Genomic DNA, 17,443 nt, shown 5'->3' with positions numbered 1-17,443 from the left:
TCAGCCTAGATGTTGGCTGTTCGGGATGCCGAGAGAGGAGGGGTCCGGAGGCGCCGGGTTCACCGACCCGCCGCACGCTGCCCACGCAGCGTCATCACCGTGCTGGTCACGGTGGCCACCGCTTTGCCGTCGCGGCGGACCACCTCGCAGCTGTAGTGGGTGATGGTGCGACCGCTGTGCACCGGCCGGGCGTGTGCGGTCAGGGTGTCGTCCCAGACCGGTCGCAGGAACGTCGCACGGATGTCGATGCTGGTGAAGGACTCCCCCGGCAGCATCAGCGTGGAATGCGCGGTGCCGATCGCCGCGTCGGCCAGTTCGACCAGGAATCCACCGTGCACGGTGCCCTGCTGGTTGCCGTGCCGCGCCGCCCGAACCTCGACGGCGACGGAGGCGGTGCCGGGGCCGACGTCGACGATCTCGAAGCCAAGGAGCTCGGAGATCGCTGTCGGGTACCGCATATGGGCGGCGTCGCGGCCCGGGTGCTGTCGGCGCCCGGCGAGCCGGTCGCGCAGGAAGTCCAGCACCGGGTGGTGACGGGTGTCGAGCATCAGGCCTCCTCGAATCGCGTTGCGTGGCGACCCTACGAAGCCGAAACTGATGCAATCAACACATTGTCATAGATACATTGGGACGCATGAGGCCGCAGCGCTCCTCAGTCGTCGCCGACGACCTCGCCCGCCGGATCCGCGAGGGCACCCTGCCCGCGGGCGCCCGGCTGCCGACCCATCGCGAGCTGGCCCACACCTACGGAATCGCGCTGGCGACGGCCACCAAGGTCTACCGCGACCTGGCCGCGGCAGGGCTGGTGGTGGGCGAGCCGGGCCGCGGGACGTTCGTCCGCGACCGGAGCGGGTTCTCCGGCCTCGAACCGCGCCGCCTGCCACGCGGCAGCCGCGTCGCCGATCTGTCGTTCAATCAGCCGCTGGCCGCCGAACAGAACGACCTGCTGCGAAATGCGTTGCGGGACTTGTCGAGCGAGGGTGATCTCGGCGCACTGCTACTGCAACCACCCCCGGAGGGCCGCGAACGGGACCGCGCCGCCGTCGCCACCTATCTGCTGGAGCGCGGCATCGACGTCGCACCCCGGGATGTGGCGCTGACCGCCGGCGCCCAGCAGGGTGTGGACGCCGCGTTGGGCGCGGTCTCCGCGCCGGGCACCGTCGTGGCCGCCGACGCCCTGACCTATCCGGGGGTCAAGATGTCCGCGGCCGGGCATCATCTGGAGCTCGCCCCGGTGCGCACCTCTGCTGACGGGCTGGACGTCGAACACCTGCGCTGGTGGTGTGCGCACCGGCCGGTGCGGGTGATCTATCTCATCCCGACGCTGCACAACCCGCTCGGTTATGTGCTGGACGAATCCAGCCGGCACCGGGTCGTCGACCTGGCCCGCCGGCACGATCTGGCGATCATCGAGGACGGCACCTACGCCTTCCTGGAACCAGAGGCACCGCCACCGCTGCAGACGCTGGCGCCGGAGCGGACGCTGTACGTGGGCAGCATGTCGAAGAACCTGGCGACCGGGCTGCGGGTGGGATTCGTGGTGACGCCACCGGACCACCGTGACGCGCTGATCCGCCGGTTGCGCACCGGCAGTTGGGGAATGGCTCCGCTGACCGCCGCGCTGATGCGACGGTGGCTGACCGACGGCACCGTGCTCCGCCTGGAGAAGCTGCGCCGCGACGACGCCCGGGCCCGCCAGACACTGGCCCGCGACACGCTGGCCGGGCTGGACTACCGGGCTCATCCCGGCTCCTACAGCGGCTGGCTCACCCTGCCCGAGGACAGCCGCGCCGACATCGCCGCCCGTCGGCTGGCCGAAGTCGGGGTGCTGGTGTCCACCGCGGACGCGTTCAGCACCGGCGGCGCCGCCCCGAACGCGCTGCGACTGGCGCTGGCCACCCCGACGCTGGATGAGCTTGCGGACGCCCTGCGCCGGATTCGGCAGCTGGTGTGACGCTCAGAGCGAGTGCCCAGTGGCGTAGGCCGTGGCCCAATCGCGCACCATGCGGGCGTACTGGTCGGAGTAGTTGTAGGCCCGCAGCGCCGCCATCCATCCCTTCGGCTTGGACAGGTCCTTACCGCGCGAGCACAGGTACCCCGCGGCGGACAGTGCCGCGTCGTCGATGTTGTCGGGGCTGATCTCGCCGTCGTTGTTGGCGTCGACGCCGTAGAGCTTCCAAGTGTCGGGAATGAACTGCATGGGACCCATGGCGCGGTCCAGGTGGCCGTCGCCGTCGAGTTCTCCGCCGTCGGTGTCGGGGATCATCATGTTGCCCGCGGTGCCGTCGAGGCGCACCCCCCGAATCGGCGGGCGGACATCGCCGTTGGGCTTCACGGTCGAACCGCGGTAGGTGCCGTGATGGCTCTCCACCATGCCGATGCCGGCCAGGGTGGGCCACGCAAGCTGGCACGTCGGGTTCACCACCTCAGCCACGCGGGCCGCATAGGCGTAGGCCTCCAGTGCGGTCACCGGCATCTCCAGGGATGGCGCGCGGGCCGCCGCCCAGTCGTGCAGTTGATCTGCGGGACGGCCCTTGGCCTCGATGTCCACCGCGGGAACCGGGTCGCCAGTGGGGGGCGGAACGCCCTCCGGAATCGGGGTGCCGACCTGCCAGGAACAGCTCGACGCCAGCAGCACGGCCGTCGCGCCCACCACGGCGGCAGTCTGCAGCCAACGCACCGACACGGCCTCCCTCACCCCGTTGTAGATCACAACCATCGTCCCACGACGACAGAGCAGTTCGTCCCTTCGGGAGGCGCGGCGCGAAGTTGTACCCTGCCTCTGGGCCCACTGCTAAGGTGAGCCACACCTAGCTTTGGCAAGCCAAAGCTGGGCGTGAAACTTCACATTCAAGGGACGACCCATATGACTTCCCTCGGGGATCTTCCGGTCACCCTGCTGATGGCCGGTCCGAGCATGTCAACCCAGGTCTTCGGCAGTGGTCTGATCGGCCTTCGCGAAGGCTTGGAAGCCTCGATCGTGGTCATGATCCTGGTGGCTTTCCTGGTGAAATCCGATCGCCGCGACGCACTCAAATGGGTCTGGCTGGGCGTCGGCGCAGCAATCGCGATGACCGTTGCCGTGTTCGTGGTCATCCAGTTCGGCGAGAACACCGTCACCGGCCTGGCGGCCGAGGCCATCGCGGGAGTCGCCTCCCTGATCGCCGTCGTGATCGTGACGACCATGGTGCTGTGGATGAAGAAGGCCGCGGCGGGCATGTCGGGGCAATTGAAGTCTGAGATGGCACAGGCCCTCGAAACCGGCGCGCTGGCCGTGGTGACGCTGTCCTTCCTGGCGGTGGGCCGCGAAGGCGTCGAGACCGCACTGTTCATGGTCGGCTACGCCGAAGCGGAGACGCTGTGGCCGCTCTTCGGGCTGATCGTGGGCGTGCTCGTCGCCGCGGCGATCGCCTACGGCATGTACAGGGGTGCGGTCCGCCTGGATCTCGGGAAGTTCTTCAAATACACCGGCGCGTTCCTGATCGTGGTCGCCGCGGGCATCCTGTCCTACGGCATCGGCGCCCTGCAGACCGTCGGTTGGCTGCCGGGCCTTTCCAGCAAGGCGTTCGACATCACGTCCTGGTTCAACTGGTCCTCCTGGTACGGCGAGGCCATTCAGGGCATCTTCAACATCAACCCCACGCCCACGGTGCTTCAGCTGGTGTGCTGGCTGACCTACATCGTCGTCGTGCTCGCACTGTTCCTCCGCCCCCTGAGCAGCGCAGCCAGACCTGATCCGACTCCGGACCCGGAACCCAGCACTCAACCTGAAAGGTCAACCAAGTGAACGTTGTCTCCCCAATGACCGCCAAGGCCGCCGCGGCCACCGCCGCCGCGATCCTGGCCGGTCTCTCCCTGGCAGCCTGCACGGCCAAGGAGTCCACCGACAGCGCCGACGGCGCCAAGTCGGCCACCGAGGTGAAGGTCACGGCGTCCGACGACGCATGCGAGCTGTCGTCGACCGAGGGCACGACGGGTGCCAACACCTTCCTGGTCACCAACAACGGGAACAAGGTCACCGAGTTCTATGTCTACGGCGAGGGCGAGCGGGTGATGGGTGAGGTCGAGAACATCTCGCCCGGCCTGAACCGCAAGCTGATCGTTCAGCTGTCCGAGCCCGGCACCTACCAGCTCGCCTGCAAGCCCGGCATGGTCGGCGACGGCATCCGCAGCGAATTCACGGTCACCGGCGACGCCGTCGAGGTCGACACCGAGGGCAAATTCAAGGACGCCGCCGACAGCTACAAGCGCTACATCAACAGCCAGGTCGACGCGCTGATCCCGGCCACCCAGCTGTTCGTCGATGCGATCAAGCGCGGCGACATCGAGGCCGCCAAGGCACAGTTCCCGATCGCCCGCACCTACTACGAGCGCATCGAGCCCGTCGCCGAGTCGTTCCCCAACGACCTGGACCCGCGCATCGACCTGCGTGAGGCCGACCTCGAAGAGGGCCAGAAGTGGACCGGCTTCCACCGGCTGGAGAAGGACCTGTGGGTCAGCGGCCTGCAGCCGGACACCAACGCGATCGCCGACCAGCTGCTGGCCGACGTCAAGGAGCTCGACGCCGGCGTCAAGGCCCCCGACTTCAAGATCGACTCCACCCAGATCGCCGGCGGCGCCCAGGGCCTCCTGGATGAGGTCGCCGCCAGCAAGATCACCGGCGAGGAGGACATCTTCAGCCACACCGACCTGTGGGACTTCAACGCCAACGTGCAGGGCAGCCAGACCGCCGTCGCCTCGGTGCGTCCCATCCTCGACGAGCGCGACCCCGACCTCGGCAAGCGCGTCGACCAACGATTCGCCGAAGTCGAGGCGCTGCTGATGAGGCTGCGCGCCGGTGACGGCTTTGTGTCGTACGACAAGGTGACCGAACCGCAGCGCCAAGAGCTTTCGCGGGCCATCGACGCCCTGTCCAAGGAAGTCAGTCAGGTGCAGGGTGTCATCGCAGGACAGTGAAACAGGTCAGGTAGCGCCCACGTCCGGTATCTCGCGGCGAACGCTTCTCGGCGCGGCCGGAGTGGGTGCCGCCCTGGTGGGTACGGCCACGGCCGGCGTTGTCGCCGGCCGTGCGTCGGCCGCCGACAGCAGCCACGTGCTGCTGCAGTCTCCGGTGCCGTTCCGCGGCGAGCGGCAGGCGGGCATCATCACCGAGGCCCAGGACCGGATGCACTTCGCCACGTTCGACGTCACCAGCGACCGTCGCGAGGATCTCGTCGACATGCTGCGCGAATGGACGCACATGGCCGAGCGGATGACGCGCGGTGAGGAGACGTTCAAGGACGGGGCCGTCGGGCTCAACCCCTACTCCCCGCCGTCGGACACCGGAGAAGCGTTGGGCCTGCCCGCTTCTCAGCTCACACTGACCATCGGGTTCGGCCCGTCGCTGTTCCTCAAGGACGGCAGGGACAGGTTCGGCATCGCCGCACAGCGTCCCGCGTTGCTCAAGGACCTGCCGAAGTTCCCCAACGAGACCATGGACCCGGCGCGCTCGGGTGGCGACATCTGCATCCAGGCGTGTGCCAACGACCCTCAGGTCGCCGTGCATGCGGTCCGCAATCTGGCCCGCGTCGCGTTCGGGACGGCCGCGGTGCGCTACTCCCAGTTGGGATTCGGCCGCACGTCATCGACCACCCGAGACCAGACCACGCCACGAAACCTGTTCGGCTTCAAGGACGGAACCAACAACCTCAAGGCCGAGGACACCGGCCTGCTGGACAAGCAGGTGTGGGTGGCCGACGGTGACGGCCCAGCCTGGATGACCGGCGGCACCTATCTGTTGGCCCGCCGCATTCGGATGCGGATCGAGTCGTGGGACCGCACCACTCTGCTCGAGCAGGAGCGTGTCATCGGCAGGCACAAGGGCAGCGGCGCGCCGATCGGGTTGGCTGAGGAGTTCGAACCGCTGAACCTGGATGCGGTCAACGACGAGGACGAACCGCTGATCGACGAGCTTGCACACGTTCGACTGGCGTCACCGGAACACAACAACGGCATCGAAATGCTGCGCCGCGGTTACAACTTCACCGACGGCACCGACGGGTTCGGTCACCTGGACGCGGGCCTGTTCTTCATCGCCTTCGTCCGCAACCCGGAGACACAGTTCATTCCGCTGCAGTCCCGGTTGGCCCGCAGTGACCTGCTCAACGAGTACATCACCCACACCGGTACGGGGATCTTCGCCGTGCCGCCTGGGATTCCCGAGGGCGACATGGACGCCTACTGGGGTTCGACGCTGTTCAGCTGATCTTCGTCGGCCGGCGCGGACTCAGTCTCGTCGGCCGGCGCGGACTCAGTCTCGTCGGCCGGCGCGGACTCAGTCTCGTCGGCCGGCGTGGACTGCGGCTCGTCGGCCGGCGTGGACTGCACCGGCCACGCCGCGCGCCACTCTTCGGCGCTGACCTCACCCAGTGCATTGCTGTCGATGTCGCCACGCTGGAAGCCGACTGCCTTCTCTGCCGTCCGCACGGTGTCGATGAACTGAAGAACCGCTGAGCGCAGCGCATTCTCGGCATCAACGTCCTCGGAGACCGTGATCGACGTCAGGTCCGCCGGGATCAGGTCGGCCGGAAGGCCGGCCTGGCGGACTCGGCTGATCACCTTCTGCGCCAACGCCAAAGCGGGCTGGGCCGTTGGGATGCCCTCGAGCACCGACTCCCGTGACGACTTCTCGAGCGCCTTGCGTTCCTCCCACTGGGCGAGTTGGTCGACCAATGAGATCTCCTCACCCGCCAAGACGGCGGGCACTCGGTTCACGAGCTTGCGCACCAGAGCGTCGGCCACGTCGTCGATCGAAAAGGCGTTCTCTGGGGCGTCTTCGGCGATACGCGCATGGAACAGCACCTGCAGCAGCACATCCCCGAGTTCGTCCCGCAACTCGTCGGCGTCACCGCGGTGCACGGCGTCGAAGACCTCGTAGGTCTCCTCGAGCAGGTAGCGGCGCAGCGAGTCGTGGGTCTGCTCGCTCTCCCACGGGCCGTTGGTCCGCAGCTTGTCCATGATCGCCACGGCCTCGAGCAGACGCTCGCCCGGTGAAGGTTCCGGTGCGGCGATCACCGACTCCCCCGCGGCGATGCGCGCCGCCACGGCCGGATGGGTGGGATCCGAGGACACCAGTGTCGGGGCGTCCTCGCCGGTGCCGACGGGCCGTGCGCCGGGCAGCGACCACGGCACCTTGACCGGTATCTCCTCGGTGTACTGCACCTCACCGACAAGCAGTTCGACCGCGTCGACCGGGATCAGCGTCGGTCGCGCAGGGTCCAGCAAAACAACTGTCACCGTCCCATCATCCCTCTGGAAACTGCCGACAACCGAATCATCGTCCGCCGACCAGGTCAGACCACCCAGACGAGCGTGTCGACGCCACGATCACCGCCCGTCTGCGGAGTCCGTGTCGGCAGCGGTGGGGCCATCCTCACGAATCCGAACGGCGAGGTCGGCGCGACCGTGCGCACCGAGCTTGACGCACGCCTGTCGCACGTGCCGCTCGACGGTCGCCGCCGTCACCGACAGTGCGGCGGCAATCTCGCGGTTCGTCATCCCCCGGGCGACCAGCGTCGCCACCTCCCGTTGCCGACCGGTCAGTGCGGAGGCCACCGTGAGTTCCGCGACCACAGGGCCCTGTGCCGCACCGCAGCGCCGTGCCAGGTCCATCGCACGGTCACCCGCGGTCAGAGCACTCCCCCGCAGGCCCTGCGACCTGAAGGCCATGGTTGCTGCCGCGGCCGCGTGGGCGGCTGCGACGGTGTCCCCCATGTGTTCGAATTCCTTTGACACGCATTCCAATTCCCTACCATCCCGCGTGGTGACGGCGCGGGCGTAGCGCAGGACGATCGGGCACCTCGGGCCGTACACCGACTCGGCCAGCCCGGCCAGGGTCGCCTCGACGCCGGGCTGCCCGAAAGCCACCGCTGTCTGCAGGCAGTGCACTGCGGGCGCGCGCTGACCGCGAGACAGTGCGAGGTCGGCAGCACGCACAGCGCTCTGGCGTGCGCGGCTGACGTGACCATGTGCGGCGTGCACCCACGCCTCGGCGTGGAGCAGCGCGCAATCGAGATGGGCGTGGCCCGGGTGCCGGTCGGACGTGGCCGCCGCCAGCGCCCCAGCGGCGTCATCGGCACGCCCCGCCACCGCCAGTGCCTCCGCGTAGTAGATCCGGTAGCGATAGGCCATTCCGATGTTCTGCCCGTACTCGTCGAACTCCCGGTCCGCGGCTTCCAGATCGCGCACCGCGGCACGAATGTCGCCGCTGCGCAGCGACGCCAACCCGGCTATCCCGCGGGCAGAGGCGGCGGCGGTGCCCGGCAGGTCCGCGCACCGCCGCCAGCATCCGCCGACCACGGCGTCAACCTTGTCGAGGCTCCCGGCAAGTGTCAGTGCGCGCACTCGGGCATCCGCGGCCACGACGATATGGAATGACGCGAGCGCACCGTCACCGACGAGCCGTTCGTACTCCGCGGCCTCGGCATCGCAGTATTCGATGCCGAGTTCACCGAACGCCACCATCTCGACCTGTCGCACGCCAATGCTGTCGTGGGGCATCGGCTGACCGAAGTCGACGGTGCGCGCGATGTCCATCGCCTCGGCGGGATACCCCGCCAATGCCCGCTGCAGCGCCTTGAACACCAGCAACGTGTGATGTCGCGAGCCGGTGGCCCCGGCCGCCAACGCCGCCTCCACAACCTCGCGAGCCTCGTCCGGCCGACGCAGTCCCCAGAACAGATTCGAGGCACGCATGATCACGTCATCAAGCTGATCGTCTCGGGGGTGGGCATCGGTGACGGTGTCCAACACCGCCGCGGCGTCTTCCCCCTTCCCGAGGTAGTGCAGAGCGCGCGCGTGGCGCATCCGGGCTGCGGTTCCCCCGCCCGCGGAGACCGCGGCGCGCGCGAGGCGTTCGCTCAGGCCGGTGTCGAGGCGCCGGGCGGACTCATCCGCGGCAGCCAGCAGGATGTCGGGATCGGGCGGCAGCGCCGACTCGTGCCATAGAACCCCCAACCGCACCGGATCCACCGCGATCACCGGTTGCGCACCCGCCAAGGCGGTGGCCACTCGGGCGCGCACCTGCCGCAGCTCCGCGACAGAGGACGACAGCGCGACCTCGGCGTACAGGGGGTGCCCGATCCGGATCTCCCCCGAGCCGTCGGCGATGATCAGTCCACGCGCAACGGCGTCCGCCACCGCGCCCGCAGGCACAAGCTGCGCCAGCAGGTCAGGGTGGATCACCTCCGCGACGGCGACGACATCCAACACCTTGCGCACGTCGTCGCCCGCCGCATCGATGTGCACCTCAACCAGATCCCGAAGCGACTCCGAGAGCTCTGCCGAGGACGCCCAATCCCAGTGATCGCCCTGGAAGCACAGACGCCCGGCATGTCGCTCCTGATCCACGAGGTGTCGCAGAAACATCACATTGCCCTGCGTCTTGAGCCACATACGCTGAGCACTCTCGCCGTTCAGCGGTGCGCCGAGCACATCAGCGAGGAGTCGATCCACGGCGGCCCGCGACAGCGGCGACAGTTCCAACCGAGTCAGCCCGAGTGCGACGAACGATTCGATCACGCCGTCGGCGCCCGGCTCCCCGGACCGCACCGTCGCAACGACCTTGGCCGACGTGCTGCGCAGCAGCGTGGCGATCAGATCGCGCGACTGGGTGTCGAGATGGTGGGCGTCATCGACGACGAGGAGCAGACCACCCGCTTCGGCCTGCGCACGCAGCGCTTCGATCAGGTTCTCAGCCGTGGCCGCCTTCGCCCCGGGGGCGTCGTCGACACCGAAGGTGAACGCAGCCAAAGGAATCGACTGTCCCACCGGGAAACCGACGAGTCGCTGCACCCGCCAACCTCGATCGGCCGCGACACCGGCCGCGGCGTCAGCCAACCGAGTCTTTCCAATACCGGCGACGCCCGCGACAACGATCCCCCCACCCGTGCCGCCGCCGAAGACTTCATCGACGAGTTCGAGCTCTGCGTCGCGCCCGACGAGGGGCCAGGTGTCGTACACGACCACCACCTCTCTGCGACGGTGGTCGCTATCGATCCACGAATTCGATGATGAGACTGGCCAGTTCACGCCGACCCTGCACGCCCGTCCGCTGACTGGCCCGATAGATGTGGCCTTCGACGGTTCGCACCGACAAGGACAGCGCCGCACCGATGTCGCGGTTCGTACGCCCCGCCAGAATGAGCTCCGCGATGGCCAACTGACGAGGCGTGAACAGTTCTGGGACAGCACATCCGACCAGTGCCGGCAGAAAACGCACGCCACACCTGGTCGCCAGTTTTCGAGCCCGCGCCGTGCACACCAACGTCCGGCCGGACGCCCCCTGAGCGCTGTATGCCCGTGCGGCGTGGGCAGCCGCATCCGCGGCGACCAACAACTCACCCGCCTTTTCGAAGTGGACCGACGCCTCTGCCAACCCATCACCGTTGCCCGTCGACAGTGCACGGGCAAAGCGGGCCGCATCGTTGGCCCGACGATTCCCCACCTCGGTGGCCAGGTGCGTCAGCCTTGGGGCGGCATCGGTGTCGCCGAGGAGCGCCGAGGTCTGTAAGCACATCGCCTCGCTGGCGAGCTGACCGTTGTGGCGCGCCTGCTCCACGCCGGTCCTGGCGGCCTCGCAGGCCACATCGAGCTCCCCTCGGGCCGCCGCGACCCAGGCGCGAGCGAGGGCGAGAACGGGGTCACCGTCGGCTTTCACCCTGCCGCTGACGCGGACCGCTTCCAGCGCCGCGGCGGCGTCGTCCGCGTGGCCGGCACGTGCCGCCGCAATGGCGTAGAGAAGCCGGTAACGGTACGACAACGCCTGCGCGACAACGCTCTCCCCGAGATCGACGGCTGCCGGACGCAGACGCTTGACCGCGGTGCCGATGTCCCCCGCAGCCAACGCGGTGACGCCCTTCACCGCCGAAAGCAGTCGGCACGCCGGCTCGGACGCGCCGGTCAACGCCGCGTCGGCTCGTTCGGTGACCGCCGCGGCCTGAGCGGTCCGGCCAGCCAGAACCAACGCCCGCACATAGAGTTCCACCGCGATGACGATGCCGAGCGGGTCACCGGCACTCTCGAGGCGTGCCCAGTCATGATCGACGTCGTCGAGCACCGAATCCCGCTGCCCGCGTTCAACGCACGCCACCGCCCGGGTCGCCAGGAAGGTCGACCGCCCCAATGCATCGAGGTCCGAATAGTCCACAGTCTCGATGGATTCAAGTATCCCCGCGGGATCGTTGGCGTAGGCGGAGGAGAGTGCCCGGATGACGTCGGCCTGCTGTTCCTGACGACGGCATGCCCTGGGCGCGGCTGGTTCCGGAGATTCCTGACCGGTCCGACCGGCGAGCATCGAGAGTGCGGTCAACTCCCGGGCATTGACGTACCGCCGGTAGACGTCGTCGTCCAACACCGTCGCGGAGACCTCGGAAAGCACATCCGCCGCGTCACCTCCGCGGCCCAGCAGCGCCAGACAGTAGGCATACCGGACCCGCGACCTGTCGTCCCCGTCGGCCGCCATCGCGGCCCGCGCGCAGGTTTCCGCGTGTGCCAGGTCCATCCGCGCCAGGGCGGCTTCCGCGGCCTCCGAGAACACCACCGGGTTCGGCGCCAAATCCGAATCGAGCCAAAGCAATCCGAGTCTGACCGGGTCGACACGGCGGTCCCCGTCCGGCACGGACAGGACCGACGCGACGCGTCCCCGCAGGTGACGGGTCCGCAGCGGTCCCTGCTGCGCCAGCGACACTCTTGCGTACAGCGGATGCGAAACGACGATGATCTCGCCGGAGTCATCGATCGTGGTGACCAGGCCGGCACGCTCGGCGTCGGCGATGGCCTGCCGGTCGACCAACTGAGCCAGGTGACGGTGTTCGATCCACTCCGCCGCAGCCACGACGTCGACGACATCCCACACCGGCCCGGCGGTGAAACCTGTTTCCACCAGCACCAACTCACGCAACGCCGGGGACACGTTCGGTTCGGCCCGAAGCTGCCAGCAGTCGTCGACCTCGACCAGGTTGCCGCGCTGCGTCTCCTGTTCGAGCAGGTGTCTCAGGTAGACCAGATTGCCCCTGCTGAGATCCCAGAGTGCAGAGAGACATCCCTCCGCCACCGAGCCGTCGAGCACCGCACACACCAGTTCGTCGCATCGGTGCCGGTGCAGTGCATCGACATCGACCCGGCGCAGCAACCCGTCCTTCCACAACCGCAGGAGGGCATTGGACGGTGAAGGGCCGCGGCGGGTCGTGATCACCACCTTCGCCAACCCTCGGTGCAGCACCTGAGCCAACAGGTACGTCGACATGTCGTCGAGCAGGTGGGCGTCGTCGACGCCGAGCAGCACGGGTTGACCGGCGGTGACGGCCGCAAGTTTCGCCAGGGCCCCGTCAATCCGCTCGGATGCCGAGAGGACTTCGGCGACGGCCGCATTCGTGTCGAGACCGGCCAGCGCACCGAGCGGAACACATTTTCCGGCGGATACCGCCCGGACTCCGTAGCCCACCCACCCGGCCCTGGTCGCTGAGTCCAGGGCCTCCTCAAGCAGCCTGGTCCGGCCCACGCCGGGCGACCCGACGATGAGCAGTCCGGGTGGGCCCAGCGGGTCGAGCACTTCGGTGATGGCGCCGAGTTCGTTCTCCCGCGCGGTGAGCGGCCATCGCGGCACCGTCGGGCGCACGACATCGCCCGGCGTCCCGACCATGGGGGTCAGTGTGTCAGGTGGTCGCTGATCGTGCTCGGGTTTGAAACAGACTCTGCGTCAAGGTGTTTAGCAGATGGGAACTACATTGGGCCGCGTTAGAACAACGGGCCGCCCTGCCCGCCAGCGCCGCCTGTCCCGCCGGAGCCGCCTCCGGTAGTGCCGACCGGGTTTCCTCCAGCCGAGCCGGGCTTACCGTTCTCGCCCAGCCCGATCACGACATCGCCGTACATTCCTCCGTCACCTCCGCGTCCACCCGCGCCACCGGGCGCGCCGCCGTCGCTGCCGAAGATGCCGCCGATTCCGCCGTCACCGCCTCGGCCGCCGGTTCCGCCGAGTCCGCCGTCACCGCCCTTATCAGTGCCATGACCACCGTCGCCGCCCCGGCCTCCAGCACCACCTTGCGTGGAGTGTTCTCCCAATGGGCCGCCCCAGTCGGCGCCCCTACCGCCGTTGCCGCCGCGCCCGCCGTCGCCGCCCAGCGTGCCCGAGCCGCCGTTACCACCGTTACCACCGTCGCCGCCAGCTTCACCTTCGTCACCGGCGCGGCCGTTGCCACCGTTCCCGGCGTCACCGCCATTGCCACGAACTCCGTTGGCGCCGGTGACACCGTTCGCCCAGGAGAAGGGACCCGCGCCTCCAGCCCCGCCGGCGCCTGCCGCGCCGGCGTTGCCGCCATCACCCCCGTCACCACCGCTGCCGCCGCTGGTGGTCGCATTGCCGCCGTTGGCGCCTTGCCCGCCGTTGCCACCATTGCCGCCCGCACCGCCGTTGCCGGCGCTGCTGCTCCAAGAGGTGGCACTGCCGCCGGCGCCGCCGTTGCCACCGGCGCCGCCGGACCAGCCGTCACCTCCGGATCCGCTACCGACCGCGCTGAAGCCGGTGGCGCCGTTGCCACCGTTGCCACCGCGCCCACCGTCGCCGCCGGCCCCGAATTCGGCGCCGCCGGCTCCACCGGCGCCACCGTCACCGCCGGGTGTGCCCCAGGTGCCACCGACACCACCAGCGCCGCCGTCACCACCGTTGCCCCGGTTGCCGCCATTACCGCCCGCACCGCCAACGCCGCCGATGTTGACCGAGCCGCCGTCACCGCCGTTTCCGCCGTGACCGCCGTTTCCGCCGTCGACCCCGCCGGACGACTGACCGCCGTTGCCACCCGCTCCACCCTGGGCGCCCGGCTCACCGCCCTGGCCGTTGCCGCCGTTGCCGCCATCACCGCCGTCACCGCCGTCACCACCTGCGGCACCCTGGCCCGCTTGGCCGGCGCTACCGGTCACGGCACCGGCGCCGCCCGCACCGCCGGCCCCAATGGCACCTGCATTGCCGCCGTGACCACCGTTTGTTCCTGCAACCGCGTCGTTCTCGGAATCCCGGTCCGTGCCGTCGGCCCCGTCGGCGCCGTGTCCGCCAGCCCCGGCTCCGCCGCCGCGGCCGCCGTTTCCACCATTACCGCGATTGCCGTCATTGCCGCTGGCCCAGCCGACGGCCTGCGCCGCGCCGGCGAGACCACCCGCTCCGGCGGCACCACCAGTTCCACCGGCGCCCCCGTTGCCCCCGTTCCGTCCGTCGCCGCCGGCGACGGTTGCCGAGGCACCCGCGCCGCCGGTACCACCGTGACCGCCATTGCCGCCATTGCCGCTGTTGCCACCATTGCCACCATTGCCGGCCAACGCGCCACCACCGCCACCCGCACCGCCATTACCACCGGCACCGCCGGCTTGCCCGGCGCCGCCATTCAGGCCGTCGCCGGCAGCAGTGTTGCCGCCGTTGGCACCATTGGAGCCGTTGGTGCCGTTGCCACCGGCGCCACCATTGCCACCATTGCCGACCAGGCCGCCCGCTCCGCCGGCGCCGCCGTCCCCACCGGCAGCACCCGCAGTCGTCCCGCCAGCACCGTTGCCGCCGTTGCCACCGTTGCCGCCACTGAGCACGGGCAGACCGTCGGCGCCGTCAGCGCCCTGAGTGGACCCGGATCCGCCGGATCCGCCCTGCCCCGTGGCGCCGTGATCACCGCCCTGACCGCCGGCGCCACCAGCGGCCCCCGAACCCGCCTGGGCGTGGGCACCTGCGCCGCCATCGCCACCGGCACCCGCGCGGCCGCCGTTTCCGCCGCTGCCCCCGATGCCCCGGGTGCCGTCCTGCCAGATGCCGCCGGCCAAGGCGATGCCGCCCAGTCCGCCGTCGCCACCGGCGCCCCCGGCACCACCCGCGCCGCCGAGGCCGCCCGTACCACCGGCGCCTCCGGCACCTCCAGCCAGTACCGTGCCGGCTGCTCCGGCACCACCGACGCCACCACTGGAGCCATTGCCACCCAAACCGCCGTCGCCTCCGTTACCCGCGTTACCCGCCAGCGCTCCGCCGTTGCCGCCGGCGCCGCCGTGTCCGCCGCGCCCGCCTTCGTAGCCGGCCGCTCCGACGACACCGTTGCCCATTGCATCGGTTCCCGGATCCGAAGGGAACAGCCCGGAAGTTGCACTCGAACCGTTGCCGCCCTTGCCGCCGGCACCACCGTTACCCACGAGTCCGCCGTCGCCGCCTCTGCCGCCGGCACCACCGGCAGTGCCGGGCCCACCAAGGATCGAGAGATTGAAGGCGTTGCTGCCGTCGCCGCCGCGACCGCCGTTGCCGCCGCTGGTCACCGCGGCGCCCGAGACGCCGTGCTGACCGACGACCGAGCCGACACCGCCGGCACCACCCAGACCGGCCTCACCGGGATTGCCACCGGCACCACCGGCACCACCGTTCACCCCCACTCCAATGATGAGGGATTCGTGGCCATGGGCACCGGCGCCACCGTCACCGGCCATGCCCGCCGCTCCGCCGTTTCCGCCGTGGCCGCCGACTCCGAGCGTCCCGATGCGGCCGAGCAGGCCCCCGGCACCGCCGACACCACCGGCGCCACCGGACCCGCCGGTTCCTCCTGAGCCGCCCGCGCCGCCCGCACCTCCGGTGCCGCTACCACTTTTGTCGAAGGTTCCCTTACCGCCCGCAGCGCCGACACCACCGAACCCGCCATCGCCGCCGACACCACCGGCGCCTCCGGTCCCACCGAATCCGAGGAGCCAACCGCCGCGGCCACCGGCACCGCCGGCGCCACCGATCCCGCCGACCTCGCCCGCGGTTCCAGCCTGGCCGGCCTCACCCGGGGCGCTGGGGATGCCATCGATGCCGTTGGCGCCCAACGCACCCGCACCGCCCACGCCACCGGCGCCACCCCATCCGATCAACCACGCACCTGCGCCACCGGCACCGCCTGCGCCACCCGTGCCGCCGCTGTCCAGGGCGGCGCCGCCCGCACCTCCGGCACCACCGGTGCCCATCAACAGGCCGCTGCGACCACCCGCACCGCCGACACCACCGGCGCCGGCAGCACCACCCTGACCGCCGCGCCCGAGAAGCAGCCCGCCCCGGCCACCGGCACCGCCGTTCTGGCCCGCGAGGAACGCCGCCCCGCCGGCACCACCGGTACCGATGAGGCCGGCGTTACCGCCCTTGCCACCGTTGGCGCCCTTGCCGCCGTTACCGATCAACCAGCCCCCATTGCCGCCGTTGCACGCGGCGCCCTCACAATCGTCGGCCGCGTCCAGACCGTTGCCGATCAGCCAGCCGCCGGGCCCAATCATCGGGCGGACCTGCTTGGTCACCGCCGAGCTCCAGGCCTCCAGCGCTTCCGGTCGGTTCGAGAGATCGCCGACGCTGTCGGTCACAGCGATACGAACAGAGCCTCCGGTTTCACGGATGACCACCGCTTCGGAGATTTCCCTGTTCCCGACCTGCCGCCTGGCGAACGCGAGCACCATCCATCCCAGCGGAGCGTCCGTCGAGACGCCACTGCCGTACGCCGCGACGGGCTGGATTCCGACCGCGCTCAGCAGACGATCGACCACGGACCGGACCGCAGGTGCCGGCACGTCGACCGACCGCGTCCCGCTCGGCCGCTCCGATGGCCGCCCCACGATCTGGGTGTCCACCGCACCCGACAGGACCGGCCGGACCGCATCGGCCACGGAGCCGGACCGCAACGCGGACAACGTCCTTCCCGGGCCGACCAGCCTCGGTCGCGGTGCCTGCGGCACCGTCGCCAGTGGACGCCAACCTTCGATGACGTCCGAGCGCACCACAGCGCGGCTCTGACCGCCCTGGCGGTCCGCAGCGGCACCCGCACGAGCGTTGGAGCGGTCCAGAACGGTCTCCATCACCATGCCGAAGACTGGGAAGTCCAGGCGGGCCAATCTTTTCGCCGCCTCCGACACGACCTTCTCGCCCGGCTCGGCGGACGGGACTGTGCTCACCACGGTCGTCCGACCATCGGCTTCCGCAGATGCCGACTCACCGGTGGTCGGCTGTGCGTCGGACCGATCCCGGGTGAACGCACCGGCCCGGTCGACAAGATCCCGCTTCTTTCCCCGCGGCCCCGCACGCCGGCCGTCCTCACCCGCTGACGACGACGCGGACCCCGACGAGACCGACCCATCCGAGGCGCGAACCCGCGGCCCACGCCGGCGTTCCTCGCCAGACGACGACGCGGACCCCGACGATGACGACGGCGAGGCCGGCGACGATGGTGACGACGACGCCCCAGACGAGGTCGACGACGAAGACTCCTCCGCGTGCGCGACGCCCTGTCCCGTGGTGAAGACGACCCCGAGCCCGGCGGCAACGGCGCCGGCCTGCAACCAGCGGATGACGGGGTGTCCGGCCGACCGTCGCGACCTACGCGCCCGACGCTGCGCCGACGTTGCGCACTTACCAGCCATGAGCCCACTC

10 protein-coding genes are annotated in these 17,443 nt (G+C 70.0%); 4 read left to right on the top strand and 6 right to left on the bottom strand.

Annotated elements, in window-relative coordinates:
- Positions 1 to 59: 59 nt before the first annotated feature.
- Complete coding sequence (locus tag G6N34_RS03160) at positions 60 to 458, bottom strand: PaaI family thioesterase (RefSeq protein ID WP_085155403.1); 399 nt, start codon at positions 456 to 458, stop codon at positions 60 to 62.
- A 176-nt stretch (positions 459 to 634) separates the two neighbouring features.
- Between G6N34_RS03160 and G6N34_RS03155 the strand changes: the two genes are divergently transcribed.
- A complete protein-coding gene (locus tag G6N34_RS03155) occupies positions 635 to 1,954 on the top strand; it encodes an aminotransferase-like domain-containing protein (RefSeq protein WP_085154990.1) in 1,320 nt (439 codons plus the stop codon).
- 3 nt (positions 1,955 to 1,957) lie between these two features.
- Here G6N34_RS03155 and G6N34_RS03150 read toward each other — a convergent pair whose 3' ends face one another.
- A complete protein-coding gene (locus tag G6N34_RS03150; protein ID WP_085154992.1) occupies positions 1,958 to 2,719 on the bottom strand; it encodes a lytic transglycosylase domain-containing protein in 762 nt (253 codons plus the stop codon).
- 147 nt (positions 2,720 to 2,866) lie between these two features.
- Between G6N34_RS03150 and efeU the strand changes: the two genes are divergently transcribed.
- The 3 genes from efeU to efeB are packed head-to-tail and all read left to right on the top strand — an operon-like array spanning position 2,867 to position 6,244.
- Positions 2,867 to 3,787, top strand: coding sequence for an iron uptake transporter permease EfeU (efeU, locus tag G6N34_RS03145; RefSeq protein WP_085154994.1), 921 nt, complete (start codon positions 2,867 to 2,869; stop codon positions 3,785 to 3,787).
- A gap of 14 nt (positions 3,788 to 3,801) precedes the next feature.
- Positions 3,802 to 4,956, top strand: coding sequence for an iron uptake system protein EfeO (efeO, locus tag G6N34_RS03140; protein WP_085154996.1), 1,155 nt, complete (start codon positions 3,802 to 3,804; stop codon positions 4,954 to 4,956).
- Positions 4,937 to 6,244, top strand: a complete 1,308-nt coding sequence (gene efeB / locus G6N34_RS03135; protein ID WP_234813056.1) for an iron uptake transporter deferrochelatase/peroxidase subunit — start codon at positions 4,937 to 4,939, stop codon at positions 6,242 to 6,244. Before efeO ends, efeB begins: the two co-directional genes overlap by 20 nt.
- Here the strand turns inward: efeB and G6N34_RS03130 are convergent.
- From G6N34_RS03130 to G6N34_RS28230, 4 genes are all read right to left on the bottom strand, one after another.
- Complete coding sequence (locus G6N34_RS03130) at positions 6,217 to 7,275, bottom strand: nucleoside triphosphate pyrophosphohydrolase (RefSeq protein WP_085154998.1); 1,059 nt, start codon at positions 7,273 to 7,275, stop codon at positions 6,217 to 6,219. The two genes, efeB and G6N34_RS03130, sit on opposite strands and share 28 nt — an antisense overlap.
- Positions 7,276 to 7,365: 90 nt before the next feature.
- Entirely contained in the window at positions 7,366 to 9,999 is a 2,634-nt protein-coding gene (locus G6N34_RS03125; protein WP_133057812.1) for a helix-turn-helix transcriptional regulator, read from the bottom strand.
- A 28-nt stretch (positions 10,000 to 10,027) separates the two neighbouring features.
- Positions 10,028 to 12,679, bottom strand: coding sequence for a LuxR family transcriptional regulator (locus G6N34_RS03120; protein WP_085155002.1), 2,652 nt, complete (start codon positions 12,677 to 12,679; stop codon positions 10,028 to 10,030).
- A 95-nt stretch (positions 12,680 to 12,774) separates the two neighbouring features.
- A complete protein-coding gene (locus G6N34_RS28230; RefSeq protein WP_268948679.1) occupies positions 12,775 to 17,433 on the bottom strand; it encodes a hypothetical protein in 4,659 nt (1,552 codons plus the stop codon).
- Between the last annotated feature and the right edge of the window lie 10 nt (positions 17,434 to 17,443).

The organism is Mycolicibacterium confluentis (genome assembly GCF_010729895.1).
Classification (GTDB): domain Bacteria; phylum Actinomycetota; class Actinomycetes; order Mycobacteriales; family Mycobacteriaceae; genus Mycobacterium; species Mycobacterium confluentis.
This window is presented reverse-complemented; position numbering and strand designations above follow the sequence as displayed.